At 73.3% G+C, this 22,632-nt stretch carries 20 protein-coding genes; 8 read left to right on the top strand and 12 right to left on the bottom strand.

Annotation, left to right across the window (positions count from 1 at the left end; all coding sequences use genetic code 11):
- Window positions 1-213: 213 nt before the first annotated feature.
- Both ACIHEI_RS15000 and ACIHEI_RS14995 read right to left on the bottom strand, forming a co-directional pair.
- Entirely contained in the window at window positions 214-2,559 is a 2,346-nt protein-coding gene (locus ACIHEI_RS15000) for a DUF5682 family protein (protein ID WP_396606881.1), read from the bottom strand.
- Window positions 2,556-3,653 carry an AAA family ATPase gene (locus ACIHEI_RS14995; RefSeq protein WP_387644634.1) on the bottom strand — a complete coding sequence of 366 codons (1,098 nt, stop codon included), beginning with the start codon at window positions 3,651-3,653 and terminating at the stop codon, window positions 2,556-2,558. Before ACIHEI_RS14995 ends, ACIHEI_RS15000 begins: the two co-directional genes overlap by 4 nt.
- Before the next feature lie 212 nt (window positions 3,654-3,865).
- Here ACIHEI_RS14995 and ACIHEI_RS14990 point away from each other — a divergent pair, with 212 nt between their 5' ends.
- The gene (locus ACIHEI_RS14990; protein ID WP_396606880.1) at window positions 3,866-4,375 is read left to right on the top strand and encodes a hypothetical protein; all 510 of its coding nucleotides are present in this window, start codon (window positions 3,866-3,868) and stop codon (window positions 4,373-4,375) included.
- Window position 4,376: 1 nt separating this feature from the next.
- Here ACIHEI_RS14990 and ACIHEI_RS14985 read toward each other — a convergent pair whose 3' ends face one another.
- Complete coding sequence (locus ACIHEI_RS14985; protein WP_396606879.1) at window positions 4,377-4,781, bottom strand: hypothetical protein; 405 nt, start codon at window positions 4,779-4,781, stop codon at window positions 4,377-4,379.
- 86 nt (window positions 4,782-4,867) lie between these two features.
- On the opposite strand from ACIHEI_RS14985, the gene ACIHEI_RS14980 reads away from it, so the two are divergent.
- From ACIHEI_RS14980 to ACIHEI_RS14965, 4 genes are all read left to right on the top strand, one after another.
- Entirely contained in the window at window positions 4,868-5,221 is a 354-nt protein-coding gene (locus ACIHEI_RS14980; protein ID WP_396606878.1) for a MerR family transcriptional regulator, read from the top strand.
- A gap of 85 nt (window positions 5,222-5,306) precedes the next feature.
- A complete protein-coding gene (locus ACIHEI_RS14975) occupies window positions 5,307-6,620 on the top strand; it encodes an SWIM zinc finger family protein (RefSeq protein WP_396606877.1) in 1,314 nt (437 codons plus the stop codon).
- Window positions 6,621-6,780: 160 nt separating this feature from the next.
- Complete coding sequence (locus tag ACIHEI_RS14970; RefSeq protein ID WP_387644617.1) at window positions 6,781-6,918, top strand: hypothetical protein; 138 nt, start codon at window positions 6,781-6,783, stop codon at window positions 6,916-6,918.
- Window positions 6,915-8,477 carry a DUF5691 domain-containing protein gene (locus tag ACIHEI_RS14965; RefSeq protein WP_396606876.1) on the top strand — a complete coding sequence of 521 codons (1,563 nt, stop codon included), beginning with the start codon at window positions 6,915-6,917 and terminating at the stop codon, window positions 8,475-8,477. Before ACIHEI_RS14970 ends, ACIHEI_RS14965 begins: the two co-directional genes overlap by 4 nt.
- A gap of 71 nt (window positions 8,478-8,548) precedes the next feature.
- Here ACIHEI_RS14965 and ACIHEI_RS14960 read toward each other — a convergent pair whose 3' ends face one another.
- Window positions 8,549-8,956 carry a cobalamin B12-binding domain-containing protein gene (locus ACIHEI_RS14960; protein WP_387644611.1) on the bottom strand — a complete coding sequence of 136 codons (408 nt, stop codon included), beginning with the start codon at window positions 8,954-8,956 and terminating at the stop codon, window positions 8,549-8,551.
- Between the two features lie 284 nt (window positions 8,957-9,240).
- On the opposite strand from ACIHEI_RS14960, the gene ACIHEI_RS14955 reads away from it, so the two are divergent.
- Window positions 9,241-9,936, top strand: coding sequence for a M23 family metallopeptidase (locus tag ACIHEI_RS14955; RefSeq protein WP_392955785.1), 696 nt, complete (start codon window positions 9,241-9,243; stop codon window positions 9,934-9,936).
- Window positions 9,937-9,956: 20 nt separating this feature from the next.
- Here ACIHEI_RS14955 and pcrA read toward each other — a convergent pair whose 3' ends face one another.
- From pcrA to ACIHEI_RS14920, 7 genes are all read right to left on the bottom strand, one after another.
- Complete coding sequence (pcrA, locus tag ACIHEI_RS14950; protein WP_396606875.1) at window positions 9,957-12,593, bottom strand: DNA helicase PcrA; 2,637 nt, start codon at window positions 12,591-12,593, stop codon at window positions 9,957-9,959.
- Between the two features lie 73 nt (window positions 12,594-12,666).
- Window positions 12,667-13,878 carry a hypothetical protein gene (locus tag ACIHEI_RS14945; RefSeq protein WP_396606874.1) on the bottom strand — a complete coding sequence of 404 codons (1,212 nt, stop codon included), beginning with the start codon at window positions 13,876-13,878 and terminating at the stop codon, window positions 12,667-12,669.
- 110 nt (window positions 13,879-13,988) lie between these two features.
- A complete protein-coding gene (locus tag ACIHEI_RS14940; protein WP_396606873.1) occupies window positions 13,989-15,470 on the bottom strand; it encodes a glycosyltransferase family 39 protein in 1,482 nt (493 codons plus the stop codon).
- 115 nt (window positions 15,471-15,585) lie between these two features.
- Window positions 15,586-16,794 carry an acyltransferase family protein gene (locus ACIHEI_RS14935; RefSeq protein WP_396606872.1) on the bottom strand — a complete coding sequence of 403 codons (1,209 nt, stop codon included), beginning with the start codon at window positions 16,792-16,794 and terminating at the stop codon, window positions 15,586-15,588.
- Window positions 16,795-16,957: 163 nt separating this feature from the next.
- Window positions 16,958-18,199 (bottom strand): glycosyltransferase family 87 protein, encoded by a 1,242-nt coding sequence (locus tag ACIHEI_RS14930; protein ID WP_396606871.1) that lies wholly within the window; start codon window positions 18,197-18,199, stop codon window positions 16,958-16,960.
- Between the two features lie 133 nt (window positions 18,200-18,332).
- The gene (locus ACIHEI_RS14925; RefSeq protein WP_387644591.1) at window positions 18,333-19,001 is read right to left on the bottom strand and encodes a LuxR C-terminal-related transcriptional regulator; all 669 of its coding nucleotides are present in this window, start codon (window positions 18,999-19,001) and stop codon (window positions 18,333-18,335) included.
- The gene (locus tag ACIHEI_RS14920; protein ID WP_396606870.1) at window positions 18,994-20,400 is read right to left on the bottom strand and encodes a PspC domain-containing protein; all 1,407 of its coding nucleotides are present in this window, start codon (window positions 20,398-20,400) and stop codon (window positions 18,994-18,996) included. Before ACIHEI_RS14920 ends, ACIHEI_RS14925 begins: the two co-directional genes overlap by 8 nt.
- Window positions 20,401-20,534: 134 nt before the next feature.
- Here ACIHEI_RS14920 and ACIHEI_RS14915 point away from each other — a divergent pair, with 134 nt between their 5' ends.
- Window positions 20,535-22,082 carry a PspC domain-containing protein gene (locus ACIHEI_RS14915; RefSeq protein WP_396606869.1) on the top strand — a complete coding sequence of 516 codons (1,548 nt, stop codon included), beginning with the start codon at window positions 20,535-20,537 and terminating at the stop codon, window positions 22,080-22,082.
- Window positions 22,082-22,309, top strand: coding sequence for a hypothetical protein (locus tag ACIHEI_RS14910; protein ID WP_387644585.1), 228 nt, complete (start codon window positions 22,082-22,084; stop codon window positions 22,307-22,309). The genes ACIHEI_RS14915 and ACIHEI_RS14910 overlap by 1 nt, the downstream gene beginning before the upstream one ends.
- Before the next feature lie 6 nt (window positions 22,310-22,315).
- On the opposite strand, the gene ACIHEI_RS14905 is transcribed toward ACIHEI_RS14910, so the two are convergent.
- The gene (locus ACIHEI_RS14905) at window positions 22,316-22,624 is read right to left on the bottom strand and encodes a ubiquinol-cytochrome c reductase iron-sulfur subunit (RefSeq protein WP_396606965.1); all 309 of its coding nucleotides are present in this window, start codon (window positions 22,622-22,624) and stop codon (window positions 22,316-22,318) included.
- Between the last annotated feature and the right edge of the window lie 8 nt (window positions 22,625-22,632).

The raw sequence follows: 22,632 nt of genomic DNA, 5'->3' as shown, positions 1-22,632 counted from the left end.
CCCGCGCCCCGTCAGGGGCGCGGGGAACTGCGCGAAGCGGAAGGAAACAAGGGGAAGATCGGGGCAGCCCCGCAAGTACGCCCTGCGGGCCGCCCCGGCCGGCGGGGAGCTGCGCGAGACACCGGAACAACTCGGGGCAGCGCAGCGAGTTGCGCCCTGCGGGCCGCCCACGCGGTGGGAACAACACCGATCCTGCCGCCCGCCTACGACATGTCAGCCGGCGCGGCGGTCCGCCTGGCGCGGGATGACCGGCTGCTGCACGCCGAGGAGCAGCGCCAGCACGGACGTCGTCGCGTCCGCGCGCTCCGCGTCCAGTTCGACGTCCGGGCCGCTGTCCACCACGGAAGTGTTCAGTGGTCCGGCGGCGACCCGGGAGCCGATGGTGTGGCGGACGCCCGTCTCCAGGGAGGAGAAGGTGCGGCGCAGTACCGGCAGCAGGTCGGTGAAGGTGTCGGCGGGGACGCCGCACAGCCAGGTGTCGAGCAGGCCGAGCAGCGCCGGGTCGTGGAGGAGCAGCGCGCCGCCGCCGGAGACCAGGCCTTCGACCCAGCCCGCGGCGTCCAGTGGGCCGGAGGCGACGGAGAGGACCAGGCCGAGGCGTCGGCCGGCTTCCTCGGTGTCGATCCGGCCGTCGTCCAGCAGGAGTCGGACGGCGCGGCCTCGGAGCAGGCCGGGGACGCCGGTGGCGGGGCCGCCGTGCGGTTCGCGGGCGGCGATCGCGGTGAGGGTGCCGGCCCACTGTTCGCCGACCTCGGTGGAGGAGAGCAGCGCGATCGCCTGGTGGACGGCGTCGAGTTCGGTGCGACGAGCACTCGCGCCGTCCGCGTCGAGTCCGGTGCAGGCGGCGGGCAGGGCGACGCAGAGGCGTTCGGCGAGGCCGAGGGCGACGGCGGTGAGGGCGCTGGTGTCGGTGGCCCGGACGTCGCCGTAGCGCAGGGTGCGGACCAGGGCGGGCAGCGCGGTGGCGAGGTGTCCGGCGTCGGTGTCGAGCGCGGCACGGTCGGCGAGCCGTCGCATCACCTCGGGCAGTGCGTCGGGCAGCGCGGCGAGCAGGCAGTGTTCGGCGAGTTCGGTGAGCGCGGTGAGTTCGGCGGTGGCGGCCTCGGCGACGGCCTTGCCGGTGGCGGCGCCCTGCACGGTGGTGCCCCACTGGCCGGCCTCGACCAGGCGGACGGAGAACTCGGGTTCCCAGGCGAGCTGCCAGGTCTCCCGGAAGGTGCCGGTGGACTGCACGCTGTCGCGGACCGGCCGGCCCCAGTGCAGGCCGAGCAGTCGCAGCCGGTGCAGCAGGCGGGAGCGTTCGGCGTCGAGGTCCTTGCGCAGGTCGAGGACGAGTTCGCGGGTCGTTGCCTCGGGCTTGAGCCGCAGGGTGCGCTGAAGGCGGGTCAGGTCGCGCTGCAGTGGCACCGCGGGCGCGCCGTCGGGGACTTCGCCGAGTGCGTCGCCGACCACCAGCTTGTCGTGGACCAGCGCGAGGGCGAGGTCGGAGCCGTCGCACATGACGGCGCGCACCGCGTCCAGGGTCTCGGTGAGGCCGGGCAGCGGGCGGCCGCGCATCGCGGCGAGGGTGTCGGCGAGCCGGATCGCCTCGATGACGTGCGCGGAGGAGACCGGGTGGTCCTCGGCACGCAGCAGTTCGGCGACCTTGGTCATCCAGCGGGCGAGCGGCTGTTCGGGCGTGGTGTACAGGTGCTGGTACCAGCCGGGCGAGTCGATGCCGGCGCCGTAGCCGGTGTGCTGGGACAGCCGGCGGTGGGTCCACGGCACCCAGGTGACTTCGGTCTTCAGCTTCTTGGGGAGTTCGGCGAGCAGCGCCCGGTCGTGCGCGACGGTCGGCATGACGGCCAGCGCGGGGACGTGCCAGGCGCCGCAGACCACCGCGATGGTGCGGTGCCCGGCCCGGCGGGCGGCCCGGATCTGCTGCCGCATGGCGGCCTCGCGGATCTCGTCGCGCCGCTCGACGGGGTGGTGCTCACGCAGCGCGGTCATCGCCTCGGCGACGGCCGCGAACGGTTCGAGCGCATCGTCGCCCGGGGTGCGGTGCTCGATCACGTCCTCCCACCAGGCCTCCGGGTCGGGGTGCCCGGCGGCGGCGGCGAGTTCGGCGATCGGGTCGACGGGGACAGCGGCGGGGGCGGGCCCGGAAGTGCCCCCCGGCACTCCCGACCCCTCCTCCACTCCTTCTGACGCGCCGTCGGCCTCGTTTGTCGCATCCGGGTTCGATCCGCGCGGGCCGAGCGCGAGGCTCTGCCCGGCGGGCAGGTCGATGAAGCGGACCGGCACCCCGACGTCCGCGGCGTACCGCAGCGCCACCCATTCGGGGGAGAACTCGGCAACCGGCCAGAACGCGGCCCGCGCCGGGTCGTCGCTGACGTGGGCGAGCAGGGCGACCGGCGGCACCATGTCCTTCTCGGCGGCCAGCCCGGTCAGTTCGTCGGCCTCCGGCGGGCCCTCGATCAGCACCGCGTCGGGCTGCAGGGCGGCCAGCGCGGCGGCGACCGCGCGGGCCGAGCCGGGGCCGTGGTGGCGCACCCCGAGCAGCGTCACCTGGGCACTCACGCGGAGACCTCCCGAGCGGCCCGGTAGAAGTCCTTCCAGCCGTCGCGGTCGCGGACCACGCCTTCCACGTACTCGCGCCACACCTGGCGGTCGGCGACCGGGTCGCGGACCACGGCGCCGACGATGCCGTCGGTGACGTCGCCGGCCCGCAGCACGCCGTCGCCGAAGTGGGTGGCCAGCGCGAGCCCGTTGGTGACCACCGAGATCGCCTCGGCGGTGGACAGCGTGCCGCTGGGGGTCTTCACCTTGGTGCGGCCGTCGGCGGTCAGGCCGGCCCGCAGCTCGCGGAAGACGGTGACCACCCGGCGGATCTCCTCGGCACCGCCCGGCAGTTCGGGCAGGTCGAGGGAGCGGCCGAGCTGGCCGACCCGGCGGGTGACGATCTCCACCTCCTCCTCGAGGGTGGCGGGCAGCGGCAGCACCACGGTGTTGAAGCGGCGGCGCAGTGCGGAGGAGAGCTCGTTGACGCCGCGGTCGCGGTCGTTGGCGGTGGCGATCACGTTGAAGCCGCGCACCGCCTGGACCTCGGTGCCGAGTTCGGGCACCGGCAGGGTCTTCTCGGACAGGATGGTGATCAGACTGTCCTGCACGTCGGCGGGGATGCGGGTGAGCTCCTCGACCCGGGCGATCTGCCCGTCCCGCATGGCGCGCATCAGCGGGGACGGCACCAGGGCGTCCTCGCTGGGGCCGTGGGCGAGCAGCTGCGCGTAGTTCCAGCCGTAGCGGACGGCCTCCTCGGGGGTGCCGGCGGTGCCCTGGACGAGCAGCGTGGAGTCGCCGGAGATCGCGGCGGCCAGGTGCTCGGACACCCAGGTCTTGGCGGTGCCGGGCACGCCGAGCAGCAGCAGCGCCCGGTCGGTGGCCAGCGTGGTGACGGCGACCTCGATCACCCGGCGCGGGCCGATGTACTTGGGCGTGATCACGGTGCCGTCGGCGAGCTCGCCGCCCAGCAGATAGGTGGCGACCGCCCACGGCGACAGCCGCCAGCGCTCCGGCCGGGCCCGGTCGTCGTGCCGGGCGAGGGCGGCCAGCTCCTCGGCGAACGCGTCCTCGGCGTGCTGCCGCAGGACCTCGCTGGTCGTCTCGGTGGTCATCGACTGCTCCGATCTCACGGGACGTCAGAACACTGCGCAGAAAGGGCGCGAAGAAGGAATGGCACGACGCTGACCTGGGAGAACGAACTCCCGTTCGCCCCGTGCAACCACTACTTTGCCGCCTGCCACTGACAACCGGACCGGCTCCTGACGGCACGTCGGCCACGCCGTGGAAGAATCCGCGAATGCCGCACGACGCGAGGGACCGGACCATGGAACAGCTCTTCGCGACACTGACGCGGGCCCGGCGGGAGAACTTCGACCTCGCGGCGGTCGGCCTCCCCGCGGGCGCTCCTGCCGAGGAGCTGCCCGACGAACTGCCGCCGGACCTGCGCCGGCTGCTGGCGCTGAGCGACGGGCCCTGCTTCGGCGTGCGGGCGTCCCTGCACTCCGCCGGGCAGATCGGGTTCTTCCAGGGCCTGGAGGTACTGGCCCTGGCCGCCGGGATCCCGGACGCCGGGCACTACCTGAACATCGGCTTCGTCAACGAGGCCCCGCTGCTGCTCGACACGGCGGACGGCAGCGTCTGGGCGGTCCGCGACGACGGCGGCCTCTGGTACCAGGGGTGCCGCCTGGAGCGGATCGCCGACAGCCTCGAGGTGTTCGTGTTCGAATGGGTGGCCGGGCCCCGCTTCCCCGAGCTGGTCCAGGCCGCCGTGGACGACCTCGAATGGGACGACTGGTGGCGGCTGCTGCACGCCGCGGGCCGCGCCACCGGCTGACTCAACTCCGCACTGCGGCAGCACGGTTGGCGACGATCGGCCAGAGCTGGGCCGCGCCGAACGCCACCTCGACGGCGAGGAAGCCCCACAGCAGTCCGGTCGCGCCGTGCGCCAGCGCCCAGGCCTGCCAGCAGGCGAACAGCACCCTGGCCGCACCGTCGTACAGTCCGTGCACCGGCAGCGGGCGCAGCAGCCGCAGCAGCGCCCACACCACCACCAGCGAGCCCATCAGGTTGGCGAACAGCGTCAGTACGGGCTCCGGCGGCGGCAGTTCGCCGAGCCCGAGGGCCCGCCCGGCGGTGGACAGCGCGCGGTGCGCGAGGGCGAAGGTCCAGGGGGTGGCGAACGGGGCGGTGACCAGCAGGTCGTACCAGGCGCTGGCACGGACCGTACGGAGGGGCGTCATCGGGCGGTCTCCTTCTTCGGTGCGGACCGCCCCAGGCTCGACCCTGGAGTACTGTCCAAGGTCAAGTCGCCGACGGGGGCAGGGACATGAGGATCGGGGAACTCGCCGAGCAGGCCGGGCTGAGCCGGGACGCGGTGCGCTTCTACGAGCGCACGGGCCTGCTGACGGCCCGCCGGCTGCCGAACGGCTACCGCGACTTCCCGCCCGAGGCGGTGCCCTGGCTGCGGTACGTCCGCACCGCGCAGGCGCTCGGCTTCACGCTCGCCGAGATCGCCCGCACCGGCGCCGAGCTGGACGGCGCGCCGGACGCCGCCGAGCGGCTCTCCGAGCTGCTGCGGCAGAAGATCGCGCTGATCGACGCCCGCACCGCCGAACTCGCCGCGCTCCGCGCCGACCTGGTCGAACGCGTCGACTCGGGCTGCCCGCCGGCGCCGGCCTGACGAGTCCCCGACCGGAGAAGGCCGGGCCGCCGGGCACGCCCTGACCGACCCTCAACTGTCAGTGGCACCGCCTAGCGTCGTGGGCATGGAGGAACGCTGGAGCACCGAACACGTCCTTTCCCTGGCCCCCGACCCGGCGTCCCTGAAAGCCGCGGGCAAGCTCTCCGGGCCCGCCCCGTGGAGCGGTACCGGCACCGGGCAGGGCGCGCTGTGGGGCCTGTGCAAGGGCAGCGGCAGCACGCCGTACCGGACGGCGGTGGAGCTCGGCACCCCCGCCTACAAGTGCAGCTGTCCGAGCCGGAAGTTCCCGTGCAAGCACGCCCTGGGCCTGCTGCTGCTGTGGGCGGCCGGGCCGGAGGCCGTCACGGCGGCCGCCGAGCCGCCGGACTGGGTGTCGGAGTGGCTGAACGGCCGCAGCGAGGCCGCCGCCGAGAAGGCGGCCAAGCAGCAGGCGAAGGCCGCCGACGCCGACCCGGAGGCCGCCCGCAAGCGGGCCGCCAAGCGCTCCGCGCGGGTCGCCGCGGGCGCCCTCGACCTGCGGCTGCGGCTGGCCGACGGGGTCCGCCGGGGCCTCGCCGACCCGCTGCCGGCCGGCGCGTGGGACGAGGTCGCCGCCCGGATGGTCGACGCGCAGGCCCCGGGCCTGGCCGGCCGGGTCCGGGCGCTGGCCGACACCCCGCAGGACGCCCTGCTGGAGGAGTACGCGATGCTGCACCTGCTGGCCGGCGCGTACGGCCGGATCGACACCCTGCCGGAGGCGCTCGCCGCCACCGTCCGCACCCGGGTCGGCTTCACCACCGACACCGCCGAACTGCTCGCCGGGCCGACCGTCCGCGACCGCTGGCAGGTGCTGGGCAGCCGCGACACCGCCGACGAGCGGCTCACCACCCGCCGGGTGTGGCTGCGCGGCGCGAAGACCGGCCGCGACGCCCTGCTGCTGGCCTTCGGCCGCCCCGGCCAGGCGCCGGACCTGGCACTGCCCACCGGCCGCCTGCTGGAGGCCGACCTGGCCTTCCACCCCGGCGCCCGCCCGCTGCGCGCCGTCCTCGGCACCCGCTACGGCAGCCCCGAGCCGGCCCCGGCCGCCGTGCCCGCCGGGCTGTCCCCGGCGGAGGCGCTGGCCGCGTACGGCACCGCCGTCGCCGAGGATCCGTGGCTGGACAGCTGGCCCGCCGTCCTCACCGACGTCGTGCCCGTCCTCACCGCGGAAGGCTGGCAGCTCACCGACGGCCGGCACACCCTGCCGGTGCGCCGCGGCGCGCTCGCCGAGGCCGCGCTGTGGCGCCTCGCCGCGGTCTCCGCCGGCCACCCCGTCACCCTGTTCGGCGAGTGCGGTCACGCCGGCTTCACGCCGGTCACCGCCTGGGACGCCGAGCGCCGCCCCGTCGGCCTCGGCTGACACTCCCACCACCGCCGCCGAACCACCCTGACGCCACGTCACGGCTTCGGCGTGCCCGGCCGCGCCCCGATGCCGGCCGAACGCAAAGCCACCACACCCGACCGACCGGCCCATCGGCGCTCCCCGGCGTTCCCGACGGCCCGTCAACCGGAGGAACCACATGTCCTGCACCCGCACCCGCCAGCGCGCCGCCGTCCGACGCATCTGCCTGCACCACGCCGCCCGCCGCGCCGCCACCGCCAGCGGCTGGGGCCGCCGTCACCGCACCACCGCCCGTCCGACGGGAGGCCGCGCATGACCGCCCCCGCAGTCGCCGCCGACCAGTGGGCCGAGCTGCAGGGCGCGGCCCTGCTCGGCACCGACCGCCGCCCGCTGCCCGAGCCCGGCACACCGCTCGCCGGGTCCGTGGACCGCGCCGAGCCGGCCACCGCGCTGCTCGACCTGGCCGCCCTCGCGGCGGTCCGCCGCCGGGCCGGCGCGCTGCCCGGGCCCGCCGTCGACACCCCCGCGCCCGCCCCGGAGGACACCCGCCCGGCGCTGCCCGAACCCGCCGCCCGCCGGCTCGCCGTGCTGCTCGGCACCCGCGGCGGCCACGGCTCCACCGCCAACCTGGCCGAGCTGCTCCCGCAGTGGCTCGCCGCGGCCCGCGCGCACGGCTACCGACTGCCGCCCGCGCTCGTCCCGGCGCTGCTGGACTCCGCCCGGGCCCGCTCCGAACTGCGTGCCGACGCCGTCACGCTGGCCGGCCCGCTCGGCCGCTGGCTGGCCCCGCAGAACCCCGACTGGCGGTACGTCACCCGCACCGCCGCCGACCACGACACCACCGGAGAGCCCGGCGAACGCCTCTGGCAGGAGGGCCTGTTCGCCGAACGCGTCACCCACCTGACCCGGCTGCGCCGGACCGACCCGGCGGCCGGCCTGGCCCTGCTCGTCTCCACCTGGTCCACCGAGCGGGCCGAGGACCGGGTGCTGTTCCTCGACGCGATGCAGGACGGACTGTCCGCCTCCGACGAGGAGTTCCTGGAGGCCGCGCTCGGCGACCGCTCCAAGAACGTCCGCGCCACCGCCGCCGAGCTGCTCTCCACGCTGCCCGGTTCGGCGCTCGCCGCCCGGATGGCCGCCCGCGCCCGGGAGGCCGTCCGGTACGAGGACGGGTGGCTGTACATCACGCCGCCCGCCGCCTGCGACCCGGCCATGCAGCGCGACGGCATACCCGTCAAGTCGCCCACCGGGCGCGGCGAACGGGCCTGGTGGTTCGGCGAGGTCGCGGCCGCCGCCCCGCTCGCGCTGTGGACCGCCGACACCGGCCTGACCCCCGAACAGCTGCTCGCCGTACCCACCCGGGACACGGACAGCGATGGCGGCGCCGAATGGGCGGAGGACCTGCGCGAGGCCTGGGCCCGCGCCGCCGTCCGCCAGCAGGACGCCGGCTGGGCCCGGGCGCTGCTCGGCGCCCCGCCCCGCCCCGGCCGCGAGGGCCGCACCCCGGGCGCGCCCGCGAAGCTGCTGGCCGTCCTGTCGCCCGCCGAACGCGCCTCCTGGACGGCCGCGTTCGTGCAGACCCACGGCCTCGGCGACGCCTTCCAGCTGCTCGGTGCCTGCGCCACCCCGTGGACGCCGCCGCTGTCCACCGCCGTGGTCGCCGCCCTCAAGCGGGCCGCGGAGCTCGGCTCGTACCCGTGGAGCCACAGCGGCGTCCTCGGCATGACCGAGCGTGCGCTCGCCCCGGAGACCGCCCCGGCGGTCGAGGCGCTGGCCGCCGACACCTCGCCCGACACCGCCTGGTCCGACACCTTCACCCGGCTCGCCGGCACCCTGCGCTTCCGCCAGGCGATGCTCGCCGAGCTGACCGACTGACCCGGTAGAACACGGCGGCCCCGGGCGAGTTGTCGCCCGGGGCCACTGCGGAGAATTCACGCGCGGCAGGTTCAGCTGGCGGTGCGCAGGTTCGCCTCGACCCAGCTCACCACGTCCTGGGTGGGGGTGCCGGGGGTGAAGATGTCGGCGACGCCGAGGGTCTTCAGCTCGGCGATGTCGGCGTCCGGGATGATCCCGCCGCAGAACACCTTGATGTCGGCCGCGTCGCGCTCCTTCAGCAGCTCTATCACCTTGGCGCAGAGCGTCATGTGCGCGCCGGACAGGATGGACAGGCCGATGCCGTCCGCGTCCTCCTGGATCGCCGTGTCGACGATCTGCTCGGGGGTCTGGTGGAGGCCGGTGTAGATGACCTCCATGCCGGCGTCGCGCAGCGCCCGCGCGATCACCTTGGCGCCCCGGTCGTGCCCGTCGAGACCGGGCTTGGCGACCACCACTCGGATCGGCCCTGACACAACCATCACTGCCTCCTGGACCACGTCGTCCACCACCCGGCCGACCTCGTCGCGGGGGCGTGTTAACCACTTTTAACAGATCTGAGGGGAGGGTAGCGGCCCGGCGGGGCTGCCGTCCTTTCCCGCCCCTCCAGAGGAGGGGAAAATCACAGCCCACACGCTCTGCGAGCCCCGGCCGCCGATGCGCCACGCCCGCTGAAATGCACGCTTTGTCCGCTCTGTCGCCGCACCGCTACAGTCTCGACCGGTTCTTGCCGTACGTCCCCGAGCCACCGCGAGGTGTGACAGCCGTGGTCCCCAGCAGCCGTGCCGCCGCCCGTGCCCACCGCCGGGCGCGGGCCCGCAGCGCCACCAGGACGGCGGTGCTGGCGGTGGCGCTGCCCTCGGTGGCGGCGCTGGGTGTGTTCGCGGCCGCCGTCGTCTCGGCGCACCCGCCGCAGCAGCGCCTGGCGGGCGCCGTCCCGCGGCCCGGCGATCCGACCAGGCAGGGCGCTCCGCGTCCCGGGCCGGAGCACACCGACCGCGCCGACCGCGCGGAACGCCAGCCCTCGAACGAGGTCGCCGGGTTGGCGTCACGTCAGGCGGAGGAGCGGCGTTTCTCGCTGCCGGTGGCGCTGCGCGGCCTGAGCGCGGTGTTCGGCCAGCCCGGCGCGCACTGGGCGGCGCGGCACACCGGCATCGACTTCCCCGTCCCGTCCGGCACCCCGGTGCTGGCGGTCACCGACGGCACCGTCAGCACCCGCTGGCACCCGGCGTACGGCCGGATGGCGACGGTCACCGCCCCCGACGGCACCCGCACCGTGTACGGGCACCTGCGCTCCTACCGGATCCTGCACGGCCCGGTCCGGGCCGGTGACGTGATCGGCTGGTCGGGCAACACCGGCAACAGCACCGGGCCGCACCTGCACTTCGAGGTGCGGCCCGACGGCGACGTCCCCGTCGACCCGGTGCCGTGGCTGCTCGCCCACGGGCTCGACCCGCGCTGACCGCCTTTCAGCGCTTCCCGTCAGAGCTTCTCGACCGGGGCGTAGCGCAGCAGCAGTTCCTTGCGCCCGGCGGTGCCGAAGTCGACGGTGGCGCGGGCCTTGTCGCCGACGCCCTGGGTGGCGACCACGGTGCCCAGACCGAAGCTGTCGTGGCTGACCCGGTCGCCGACGGTGAGCGCCACCACCTCCCGGTCCACCATGGTGCGCGCCGACTTGCCCCAGCCGGCCTTCGGCGAGGCACTCGCCGAGAAGCTGCTGCTACGTCCGCCGGAAGAACCGGAGGAGCTGGACGAGGAGAAGCGGGAGGCGGGCACGGCCGCCGCGCCGGTGCGCTTCCACTGGATCAGGTTCTCCGGGATCTCCTCCAGGAACCGGGACGCCGGGTTGTACGACGGCTGCCCCCAGGCGCTGCGCAGCACCGACCTGGTCAGGTAGAGCCGCTGCCGGGCCCGGGTGAGGCCGACGTACGCGAGCCGCCGCTCCTCCTCCAGTTCCTTGACCTGGTTCAGCGCCCGCATGTGCGGGAAGATCCCGTCCTCCATGCCGGTGAGGAACACCACCGGGAACTCCAGGCCCTTGGCGGTGTGCAGGGTCATCATCGTGATCACCCCGGCACCGTCCTCGTCGTCGGGGATCTGGTCGGAGTCGGCGACCAGCGCCACCCGCTCCAGGAAGTCGGCGAGCGAGCCGACCGGCGGGCCCTCGTCACCCTCGGGCCGCTCCCCCGGGTCCTTCTCGTACTCGAGGGCCACGGAGGCGAGTTCCTGGAGGTTCTCCACCCGGGTCTCGTCCTGCGGGTCGGTGGACGCCTGGAGTTCGGCCAGGTACCCGGTCTCCTCCAGGACGGCCTCCAGCACCGCGGCCGGCCCGGCCCCGGACTCGACGACCTGGCGCAGCCCGGCCAGCAGGTCGTTGAACTTCTTCACCGCGTTGGCGGAGCGTGCCGCTATTCCGTACGCCTCGTCGACCCGCCCCAGCGCCTGCGCGAAGGAGATCCGTTCGCGGGCGGCGAGCGCGTCGATCATCGCCTCGGCGCGTTCGCCGATGCCGCGCTTGGGCACGTTGAGGATCCGGCGCAGCGGCACGGTGTCCTCCGGGTTGGACAGCACCCGCAGGTACGCGAGGACGTCCTTGACCTCCTTGCGCTCGTAGAAGCGCACCCCGCCGACCACCTTGTACGGCAGGCCGACCCGGATGAACACCTCCTCGAACACCCGGGACTGTGCGTTGGTGCGGTAGAAGATCGCCACGTCACCGGGGCGGGCGTGGCCGGCGTCGGTGAGCCGGTCGATCTCGTCGGCGATGAACTGGGCCTCGCCGTGCTCGTCGTCGGCGACGTAGCCGACCACCTGCTCGCCCTGGTCGCCGGCCGTCCACAGGTTCTTCTTGCGGCGGTTGGTGTTGCGTTCGATCACCGAGTTGGCGGCGGTCAGGATGGTCTGCGTGGAGCGGTAGTTCTGCTCCAGCAGGATCGTCGTCGCGTTCGGGTAGTCCTCCTCGAACGCCAGGATGTTGCGGATCGTGGCGCCGCGGAAGGCGTAGATCGACTGGTCGGCGTCACCGACCACGCACAGCTCGGCGGGCGCGATCTGCGCCAGCCGGGCCTCCGTCGGGTCGACGAAGTCGCCGTCCGCGGTCATCCGCGGGGCGTGCGCGGCCGAGCCGCCGGACAGCTCCCGCACCAGCGTGTACTGGGCGTGGTTGGTGTCCTGGTACTCGTCGACCAGGATGTGCCTGAACCTGCGCCGGTAGTGCTCGGAGACGTCCGGGAACGCCTGCAGCAGGTTGACGGTGGTCATGATGATGTCGTCGAAGTCCAGCGCGTTGGCCTCGCGCAGGCGCCGCTGGTAGAGGAAGTACGCCTCGGCGAGCTTCTTCTCCATCGGGTTCGCCGCCTGGTCGGCGTACGTCTCCTCGTCGATCAGCTCGTTCTTGAGGTTGCTGACCTTCGCGGTGAACGACTTCGGCGGGAACTGCTTCGGGTCGAGGTCCAGGTCACGGCAGACCAGCGACATCAGGCGCTGCGAGTCCGCCGAGTCGTAGATCGAGAAGCTGGAGCTCATGTTCAGCAGCTTCGCCTCGCGGCGCAGGATGCGGACGCACGCGCTGTGGAACGTCGACACCCACATCGCCTTGGCGCGCGGGCCGACCAGTGCCTCGACCCGCTCGCGCATCTCGCCGGCGGCCTTGTTGGTGAAGGTGATCGCCAGGATCTCGCCGGGCTGGACGCCGCGGGCGGCCAGCAGGTGGGCGATCCGGTGGGTCAGCACCCGGGTCTTGCCGGAGCCGGCGCCGGCCACGATCAGCAGCGGCGAGCCGTGGTGCAGCACCGCCTCGCGCTGCGGGTCGTTCATGCCTTCCAGCAGCTGCGCCGGGTCGACCACGGTGCGCTCCGCGCCGTTGCGGTGCCAGGCGTCGCGCGCGCTCTCGGCGGCGTGGTCGGTTTCGAACAGCCCGTCGGGGATGCTCTCCTCCGCGCCGTACCCGGGGTCGTACGGCGGCTCGTACGGTTCGTCGTACGGCTCGTCCGCGGGCGGCGCCTCCTCGTCCGACCACAGCGTCAGGGGCGGCTGCTGCGCCGCTTCGGGGCGGCGGCTCGACCCGACGGCAGGACGCTCGAAGCCGGGGAGCGGGAGGTCATCGAAGAGGCTAGTCATGGCCCTTCGAGTCTATGGCTACCCGCCGACATCCCCGGCCGGTCGCGAGAAACCGACCCGGCGGACCGGCCCGCTACGGGGCGTCCGGGTAGATGAACACCAGGAACCCGCCGTACGCGGCCGAGCCGAGTGCGGCGCCGGCGAGCAGCAGCAGCAGGGTCGCCCTGGTCCGGACTCGGGACAGCGCCGTGGCGAGCGGCAGCAGCAGGCCGATGGCGGGCAGCAGGAACCGGGCCCGGGAGGTGAAGTACGCGGCGTCCCCGAGCGCCAGCAGCAGGGTGAACGCACTCAGCAGCACCACGACGAGCGGCTGCCGCTGGATCACCGAGATCCCGAACAGCAGCACGGCCACGCCCAGCACCACCGCCACCACGACCTGCGGCAACCACACGGTCTCGACCCGGCCGAGCAGCCTGATGAAGGAGTGCGCGGTGCTGCGGCCGAAGTCGAACTTCGACTGCCAGGCCTCCTGGACCTTGAAGTAGCCGTCCCAGCTGCCCTTGACCCAGCCGACCCAGGCGACGTGGCCGACGAACCCCAGCGGGGCGATCAGCCCGCCGAGCACCGGCCGCCACCAGGCGGGCGCGTCCGGGCCCCGGCGGGTGACCAGTTCCCACAGGGCCGCGCAGCCGATCGCCGCCGCCACCGCGATCCCGGTCGGGCGGCACAGGCCGGCCAGCAGCGACAGCGTTCCCGCGACGATCCAGCTGCGGGTCATCGCCGCGTACACCGCCCAGACGGCGAAGGCGGTGAACATCAGCTCCGAGTAGGCCATGCTCTCGACCACCGCGACCGGCAGCACGCCCCACAGCACGGCCGCCAGCACGCCGACCTTGCGGTTGTAGATCCGCGTGCCCACCGCGAAGATCCCCCAGGCGGCGACCACCGAGGACAGCCAGGCCACCGCCAGCGCCGCCTGGCTGTAGGACAGCGGGGTCGCCCAGGCGACGGCGCGGATCGCCGCGGGGTAGCCGGGGAAGAACGCGTACGCCTCGTACGGGCCGTACGGTCCGGGCACCGGGGCCACCCCGGCATACCAGTGCTCGGCGATCTGCTGGTAGAACAGCGCGTCCCAGAGTTCACTCAGCCGGGTTAACGCACCCACGTTCCGGCGCGCTCCCCACGCGACCAGCACCAGCACGCCGACCGCCCGCACCGCGATGTACCCCAGCAGGGCGGGGGCGGCGGCCCTCAGCCCGACCCGCCCCCGCAGCGCGGACCGCCGCGGCGTGCCCCTGCCGGAATCCGCCGTCCGGCCGTCGGCGCGGGAGAGGTCAGTGCTCACCGAAGAGTCCTCCGAGACCGGTCGCAGGCGGGCCGTTGCCCGCGGCTGCGCCGATCCTCCTCGGTTCGCGACGAACTGACAAATGCAGCGGACGATCCGTCAGAAACCGTTCACTGCTTGGCTTTGCTGCGCTCGACCAGGGTTACCGTGATCCCCTTCACCTGCTTGGTCTGGATCGTGCTGTACTCGCCGGAGAGCACCTTGGCCTCGCCCTCGGACATGTTCTTGAACGGGTCCTGGGGGGAGCCGTAGGTGACCACCCAGATGCGGTCGACGCCTGCGGCGCAGGCCGCCGGATCCTTGCAGGCGACCGAGTACAGGTCCTTGTGCTGCACCGGGCTTTCGGTGATGAACACGTCCTTCGGCTTCACCCGTTCGGGCAGGTAGTAGTCGAGGGCGAAGTCGAGCATCATGTACGCGTCGTTGCCGCGCACCGGGGCGATACCGTCGCCGGGCCGGTAGCCCGCGGCGATGATCTTCGCGGCGCCCTGCTCGTCGGCCCACTCGTGCGCGGTCCGCGTCCGAGTGTTCCGCTGGTCCTGTACGCCGAGCAGCGCCGTGCCGATCAGGCCGATCGCGACCAGTGCCCGCGGGCGCAGGGCGGTCAGGCCGGCGGCGGCCAGCACCACCCAGGCGGGGACGGTGAACAGCAGGTAGCGGTCGAGGAAGTAGGCGGTCTGCCCCTGCGAGACGAACCAGATCACCACGATCGGCAGTGCCGCGATCAGGCCGATCTCGAACGCCGGGCGGCGGTTCTTCGGCCAGGCCGCGGGCAGCGCGGCCAGCACCAGCACACAGCCGCTGACCAGCGGCGACTGGAACAGGCCGTGCCACATGTTGGTGAAGTCCTGCAGCGTGGGCGCGTGCAGCCAGGAGATCTGCCTGCCCACCTGGCGGCGGCCGAGCAGCACCAGCGGCACCACCGGCAGCAGCGCGACCAGCACCGCCACCGGGAACCCGATCAGCAGCGCCCGGCCGCGCTCCCGCCACCAGCGCAGCAGCACCACGACGGCGTGCGGGGCGAGCACGCACAGCGCGATCATGTGGAACAGTCCGGCGAGGGCGATGGCCACCGAGTACGGCAGCCAGCGCCGCCAGGTCGGGAGTTCCAGGGCGCGCAGCAGCAACCAGGTCGCGGCGGCGACCGCGAGCACCGCGAAGGCGTAGGAGCGGGCCTCCTGGGAGTACCGCGACACGCTGGGGAGGACGGCGAACAGCAGGCCGGCGACCAGGCCGGTCCTGGTGTCGAACTGCTTGCGGCCGATCAGCGCGACGAACACCGCGGCGCCGGACATGGCCAGCGCCGAGGGCAGCCGGAGCATCGTGGCCGAGTCGCCGAACGCCGACACCCAGAAGTGCATCAGCAGGTAGTACAGCCCCGACACCGCGTCCACGTGGTCCAGCAGGGCGAACAGCTCACCGGTGCTGCGGGTGGCGGCGCTCCAGGTCGCCAGCTCGTCACGCCACAGTTCCGGCCGCCAGCTGCCGTGGACGCCCAGCCCGAGGGTGAGCAGGGCCGGCCAGAGCCAGAAGGTGCGCCGGAGCAGGGCCGCCCCGGCGTCCCCGCGCTGCCGGAGCGGGCTGCGGTGCACTTCCCCCGGCGCCTCCGTGGCGCCATGTGTCACCGTGCTACTACCCATACGTACTTCCTCTGGCTTTCGGGCGGCGGTCGATACCCGCCACACCCTAGTTGCCATCGGGCTCCGCTTATGAATGCGAGGCCAGCACCTGGTCGTCCGCGGCCGCTTCGGGGGCCTGTTCGCGCCGCTTGACGGGCGGGTCCGCCTTCGGCAGGGAGAGCGTCTTCGCGTCCATCAGCCGCTTGAGGAGCTTGGACAGCGGCCGCTCTCCGTAGCGGTGCACCACCCAGGACAGGGCCAGGATGAAGATCAGGCAGAGCAGCAGTGTCGTCTTGTGGCCGATGCCCTGGTGACGGGCCAGCCGGATCATCGCCCAGCCGATCTCCTGGTGCAGCAGGTAGACCGGGTAGGTCAGGGCGCCGGCCACGGTCAGCCACTTCCAGCGGATCGAGTTGAAGGCGCCCATCGCCACCCCGAGCATCACCAGGAACGCGGCGCCGGACAGGGTGGCCATGACGGGCCAGGAGAGCGCGTGGTGCACCTCGTACTCGTAGCCGCCCTGTGTGATGTGGAGCCGGTTCTGGGCTATCAGCCACTCGAACACCACCATGCCGAGCAGCAGCGGGTTCGCCCCGAACCGGTAGATCAGGTACAGCACGATGCCGGCGATGAAGTAAGGGGCGTCCTGGGGCTGGACCAGGTAGCCGAACAGCGGGCTGTCGACGTTCGCGGAGATCACCACGAGTGTGGTCCAGATCATGCAGAACGCCACCAGGCGGCGGTACGTCAGACCCAGCACGACCATGATCGCGAACACGATGTAGAACCGCAGCTCGATCCAGAGCGTCCAGTAGACGCCGTCCGCCTCGGTGACGCCGAGCGGGCGCTCCAGCATGGTGAGGTTGGTCAGCACGTCGCTGACGCTCATCGGCTTGCGGTCCGTGCGCGCGGTCGGCCAGTAGTTGACCACGGCGGTGGTCAGCAGGACGCCGATCCAGTACGCCGGGAAGAGTCGCACCACCCGGGAGCTGAAGTACGCCCGCGGCGACTTGCCCCAGCAGGACATGCAGATGACGAAGCCGCTGATCAGGAAGAACAGCTGGACACCCAGCCACCCGTAGGAGCCGATCGAGTGGATGGTCGGCATCAGCGCGCGCGGGGTTCCCGCCCAGACGTTCGGGTGGATGTCGACACCCGTCCAGTGGAAGGCGACCACTCCGAGCGAGGCGATCAGCCGCAGCCCGTCCAGGACGTACAGGCGCGGTCTGGCCGCGGGGGTCTCGATCGGAGCGGGCTCGGCTATAACCGGGAGGGACGGCATGGGCACAGCAGGCATGACGGACTCTCGACGCGAGGGAATGCGAAAGGGCCAAGGCCGACCCGCACTGCGGACCGGCCGGCCTCAGCAGACCTTACGCGCTCCTGTCACCCCAAAAACACCCACAGGCGGGCAAAGATCGGCATCCCTCCATACCGGATACATCACGGTCACACCGTGCTCAACGCACCGGCTGTGCCGTGGCGGAAAGCATCTCCTCGCCGAGGGAAGGGACGGCGGGGTCCATCGCGGCCGGCCCGTCCGGCACCTCGGCGCTCTTCACCGCGGCCGGCCGGAACGCCCGGTCGAGCAGGAGCAGCGCGACGGTCACGTTCACCGCGGCCACCGAGTACGCCCAGTGCTCGACCACGTCGAACCAGGGCAGGGTGAACCCGGCCATCCGCGGGATCAGCGCGACCCACAGCCACGACGAACGGGCCACCGAGCCGGACCGGATCACCGAGGCGAGCAGCACCGGGAGCGTCACCAGCAGGTAGTGGTCGAAGGCCGGCTTGAGGACGATGTTGGCCGCCACCATCAGCATGACGCCGGTCTCGACCAGCCGGATGTCCTCCGCGTCGCCCCGGTTCCAGCGCCGCCACGCGCCGACCAGCAGCGCCAGCGCCAGCAGCGCCGCCACGCCCGACGCCACCACGCTCGGAAAGTGCACCCGCGCCAGCAGGGTGCCCAGCGAGGCGTCGTACGGCCTGGCGAACTCGTCCTGCCCGTGCAGCAGGAACGGCAGTGTCTTGGTGAAGAACAGGCCGGGCTGCGGCATTATCGCCGCGGCCACGCCGCAGAGGGCCAGCGGGACGGCTGCGGCCACCGCGAACGCCTTGGGCCGGCGGGCGATCAGGAAGATCAGCGCGAACGGCACCAGCATCGGCTTGGTCGCTATCGCCAGGCCGACCACCACGCCCGCCCACACCCAGCGCGCCCGGCTGGCCAGCAGCAGGGCCGCCGGCAGCGCCAGCGCCGAGTAGGCCGTCCAGTTGCCCAGCTGCGCCAGGTTCCGGAACGGGCCGAAGAAGCAGAGGAACAGCACGCCGAGCACCGACAGCCGGCTGAACACCGACACCCGGAAGATCCGCACCGCGAAGAACCAGCCGAGCATCACCATGCCCGTGGTCAGCGCCGGCACCAGCCAGCCCAGCCAGTACGGGGGGACGAAGGTCATCGGGGCGGCGACCAGGACGGCGCTGGGGAAGTACAGGAACCGCTTGTCCTCGTACGGCGAGCCCCCGTCCACGAAGGTCTGCGCGGCCTTCACGATGAACGTGTTGTCCATCATGTTTATCCCGCTGTGGCGCGCGTTGTAGACGGTGAAGAAGTACATGAGCACGGCGGCCACGAGGACCGGTATCGGCGCCCTCGTCCGCAGCCACGGACCGATGTCCGACGCGGACGCCTTCTTGATTCCCACCCTGGTCCCCTTGTTCGGACGATCGCCACGCTCGGCTCGAACGCATCCGTACAAATATCACACGAATATCGAGGGCCTGAGACGCCCACCACAGGGCGGGCACGGGCCCGGACCGGGCCGTTGCCCGGGCCCCTCAGATCAGCCGGCGGGCCGTGGCCCAGCGGGTCAGTTCGTGCCGGTTCGACAGCTGCAGCTTGCGCAGCACCGCGGAGACGTGGCTCTCCACCGTCTTCACCGAGATGAACAGCTGCTTGGCGATCTCCTTGTACGCGTAGCCGCGGGCGATCAGCCGCAGCACCTCGCGCTCGCGCTGGGTGAGGCGGTCGAGGTCCTCGTCGACCGGCGGGGTGTCGGTGGCGGCGAACGCGTCGAGCACGAAGCCGGCCAGCCGCGGCGAGAACACCGCGTCGCCGTCGGAGATCCGGAAGATCGCCTTGACCAGGTCGGTACCGGTGATGGTCTTGGTGACGTAGCCGCGGGCGCCACCGCGGATCACACCGATGACGTCCTCCGCGGCGTCGGAGACCGACAGCGCGAGGAAGCGCACCCCCTCCACACCCGCCGAGCGGCGCAGCACCTCGACGCCGCCGCCACCGGGCAGGTGGACGTCGAGCAGCACCACGTCGGGCCGGGTCTCGGCGACCACCCGGACCGCCGACTCCACGTCGTCGGCCTCGCCGACCACGTCGATGCCGGTCTCCTCGGTGCGCCCGATCTCGGCGCGCACACCGGTACGGAACATCCGGTGGTCGTCCACCAGGACCACCCGGGCACGCCTCTCGGGTGCCGCTATCTCAGTCATCTGCCGCCCTCTCCATCTCCAGCTCGACCTCGGTCCCGCCGTCCGGCGCGGGCCGCACCCGTGCGGTGCCGCCGTTGCGCCGCATCCGGCCGATGATCGATTCGCGTACGCCCATCCGGTCCTCGGGCAGGTCGTCGGGGTCGAAGCCGGGGCCGTGGTCGCGAACGAACACCGACACCGTCCTCCCCTCCACCTCCGCGTAGACCTGGACCGGTCCCCCGCCACCGTACTTGGCGGCGTTCACCATGGCTTCCCTGGCTGCCTGCATCTGCGAGGCGATCTTCTCGTCCATCGGGCAGTCGCCGACGCAGACCAGCTCGATGTGGACGCCGTGCCGGTCCTCGACCTCGGCGACGATCGCCCGCAGGTGTTCGGCGAGGGTATCGGGCGCGGCCTCGGCGGCGGCCTCGGGGCGGTACAGCCACAGGCGCAGTTCGCGTTCCTGGGCGCGGGCCAGCCGCAGCACCTCCTTGGGGTCCTCGGCACGGCGCTGGATCAGCGTCAGCGTGTGCAGCACCGAGTCGTGGATGTGGGCGGCGATCTCGGCGCGCTCCTGGGCGCGGATGCGGGCGGTGCGCTCGGCGCCGAGGTCCTGCCACATCCGCAGCATCGACGGGCCGGCCAGCACCAGCACGCCCGCCACCACGGCCAGCGAGGACTCGATCACCAGGGCGATCGGCGAGTCGACGCCCTGGGTCACGAAGTAGCCGATGATGCCGGCCACCACCAGCAGCACACCGGCGGCGACCCGCAGATAGGCGCCCTTGCGGCTGCCGGGCTCCAGGCCGAACCAGTTCTGCCAGCGCGAGTCGTCGGCCTGCCGCCACACCAGGGCGACACCGACGCCGACCGCGAGCAGCGGCCACACGTAGGGCTTGGCGGTCTGGATGCCGAGCGCGGACAGCAGCGCCATCACGCCGATGACCAGGCCGATCAGCGCGAACAGCTGGCCGAGGCTGCCGCCGCGCTGCCCGGTGGTCGCCGGGGCGGCCGGGGCGGAGGCGGGGCCGGCCTGCAGGTCGGCGGGGAAGGTGCCGGGGGCGCCGTCCTCGCCGTGGAAGGTGCGCTCCAGCAGGCCGCGCAGCCGCCCGACGCGGCCGGCGCCGGCGGCGGGCGGCCCGGTGCGGGTGGGGGCGCCGGGGGCGGCCTCGCCGATGCCGAGCGGCACCACCACCCAGAACGCGGCGTACAGCAGCGTGCCGATGCCCTGGGAGAAGAACAGCACGATGAACGCCACCCGCACCCAGGTGACGGGCACCCCGAGGTGCACCGACAGTCCCTGGCAGACACCGCCGAGGATCCGGCCGTGCGGGCTGCGGTAGAGCCGCCGGTAGGGCGGCGCACCGGCCGGCGTGTCGGTCGGGGCGGTCTCGGTGGTTCTGGTGTCGGGTGCTGCCACGGCACCGATGGTCGCAGGTGCCCGGTCGGCGGCGCATCAGGGTTCGGCCCGGAGCCCGCCTCAGGGACAGTTCAGGGTCGCTCCGGGGCTCCGGACGGTTGGGCGGGGCCCGGCGGCCCGGAAGGATGGGGGGTATGACGGACGACCAGATCCCGGGAGACGCGCCGGGCGCCCCCACCGAACCGCGCCCGGCGCTGACCCGCTCCTCCCGGCACCGGGTGGTGGCGGGCGTGTGCGGCGGGCTCGGCCGCTACCTGGACATCGACCCGGTGGTGTTCCGGGTGGTGATCGCGGTGCTCGGCCTGACCGGCGGGCTCGGGTTGTTCCTGTACGGCCTGGCCTGGCTGGTGGTGCCGCGCGAGGCCACCGACGGCGAGGGCGGCCGCACCGAACTCCAGCGCGTGCTGACCGGCCGGGTGGACGGCCAGTCGATCGGCGCGGTGCTGCTGACGGTGATCGGCACCGGGGTGTTCTTCTCCTCGATGAACGACGGCGACCAGCTGTTCCCGGTGCTGATGCTGGCCGCGCTGGTGTTCCTGGCGCTGCGCCACGACCCGGAGCGCCGCCGCCGGTTCAGCGGCGACGAGACCGCGGGCCCCAAGCCGGCCGGCGGCCCGTACGACCGGCTGGACCCGTCCGGCACCTTCGCGGACTGGAAGACCTGGGGCGAGGCGATGAGCCGCGACCTGCGCGGCGAGTGGCAGGCCCGCACCGCTGATCTGCACGAACGGATCGCCACCCGGAACGAGGAGCACGCGGCGGGCGCCGTCCCCGGGGACACGCCCCCCGCCGGCCCGTCCGGTTACCTGTGGGACCCGCGGCACCCGGAGCGCAACCCGTACGGCGCGACGCCGCCGCCCGGCGCGCCCGCCCGGCCCTGGTGGCAGCGCACCGACCTGCCGGAGGGCGACCCGCTGCGCAAGGAGCCCGCCGCGCCGTCGGGCTACCAGGAGCGCATGGAACAGAGCATGGCGCAGTACCGGGAGCGCGCCGAGCAGCGCCACCTGGCGCAGCGGGAGGCGATGGAGCGGCACCGGGAGAACATGGCGCGCCACCGCGAGTGGAAGGCCAAGCGGCGCGCGGAGCGCGGGCGGTCGGGCCTGGGGGCATCGGCGGTGCTGCTGTCGCTGGGCGCGGCCTGGGCGGTGGCGGTGAGCGACCACGGCAGCCACCGCTGGTCGACGGTGCTGGCGGTGGCGCTGCTGCCGCTGGGCCTGGCGATGGTGCTCAGCGCCCGCTGGGGGCGCACCCGCGGGCTGACCTTCCTGTCGCTGCTGCTGACGGCGGGCCTGGTGGTCGCGGGCGGTACCTCGGTGACGGTCGCGGACACCGTCGGCGACCGTCAGTGGACGGCGAGCGCGGACAACCTGCACTCGCGGTACACGGCGGGCGTCGGCGACGTCCGGCTCGACCTGTCGGCGCTGGACCCGAAGGGCGGCGTCCTCGACACCCAGCTGCGGGTCGGCATGGGCAACGCGGTGGTGCGGGTGCCGGACGGTGTGGAGCTGCGGCTGAAGCTGCGCGACGGGGTGGGCTCGGTGAGCCTGCCGGACGGTCAGGAGTACAGCGGCCCGGCGACCAACGAGAACGTGGTGATCGAGGTCCCGGAGGGGCAGCCGTCCAAGGGGGCGCTGGAGCTGACCGTGACCATGGGCATCGGTGACATCAGGGTGGAGCGGTGATGAGGAAGCATCAGTTCGATCTGTACGCGCTGGTCGCGGGCGGACTGTTCACGGCGCTGGCGGTGCTGTACCTGGTGGCGTCGGTGAACGACCAGGAGGTGAACAGCCGGTTCGTGCTGCCGCTGGCGCTGATCGTGCTCGGCGCGGGCGGCCTCGGCGGCGCGCTGGTGGCGGTCTCCAGGCGCGGCCGGGGCGGGGCCCGCGACGACAATCACACGCTGGACTAGGACGGACTAGGCGCCCTTCTGCGGCCCGAGTTCGAGCTGCTCGCCGTTCTTGGTGACGGCGTAGGTGGGCAGCGGCTTGGTGGCCGGCCCGTTGATCACCGCGCCGGTGGCGGCGTCGAACTTGGAGCCGTGGCAGGGGCAGTACAGCTGGCCGTCCTTGGGCGGGTTGACGGCGCAGCCGGAGTGGGTGCACACCGAGGACAGGCCGGCGTACTTCCCGGCGGACGGCTGGACGATGTACACGGCGTCGCCGCTGGCGGGGTCCTTGACGGTGGCGGAGCCGCCGACCGGGACCTGCGCGGCGGGGACGCCCACCGCCGGCG

Source organism: Kitasatospora sp. NPDC051984 (assembly GCF_044593455.1).
Taxonomy (GTDB): Bacteria; Actinomycetota; Actinomycetes; order Streptomycetales; family Streptomycetaceae; genus Kitasatospora.
This window is presented reverse-complemented; position numbering and strand designations above follow the sequence as displayed.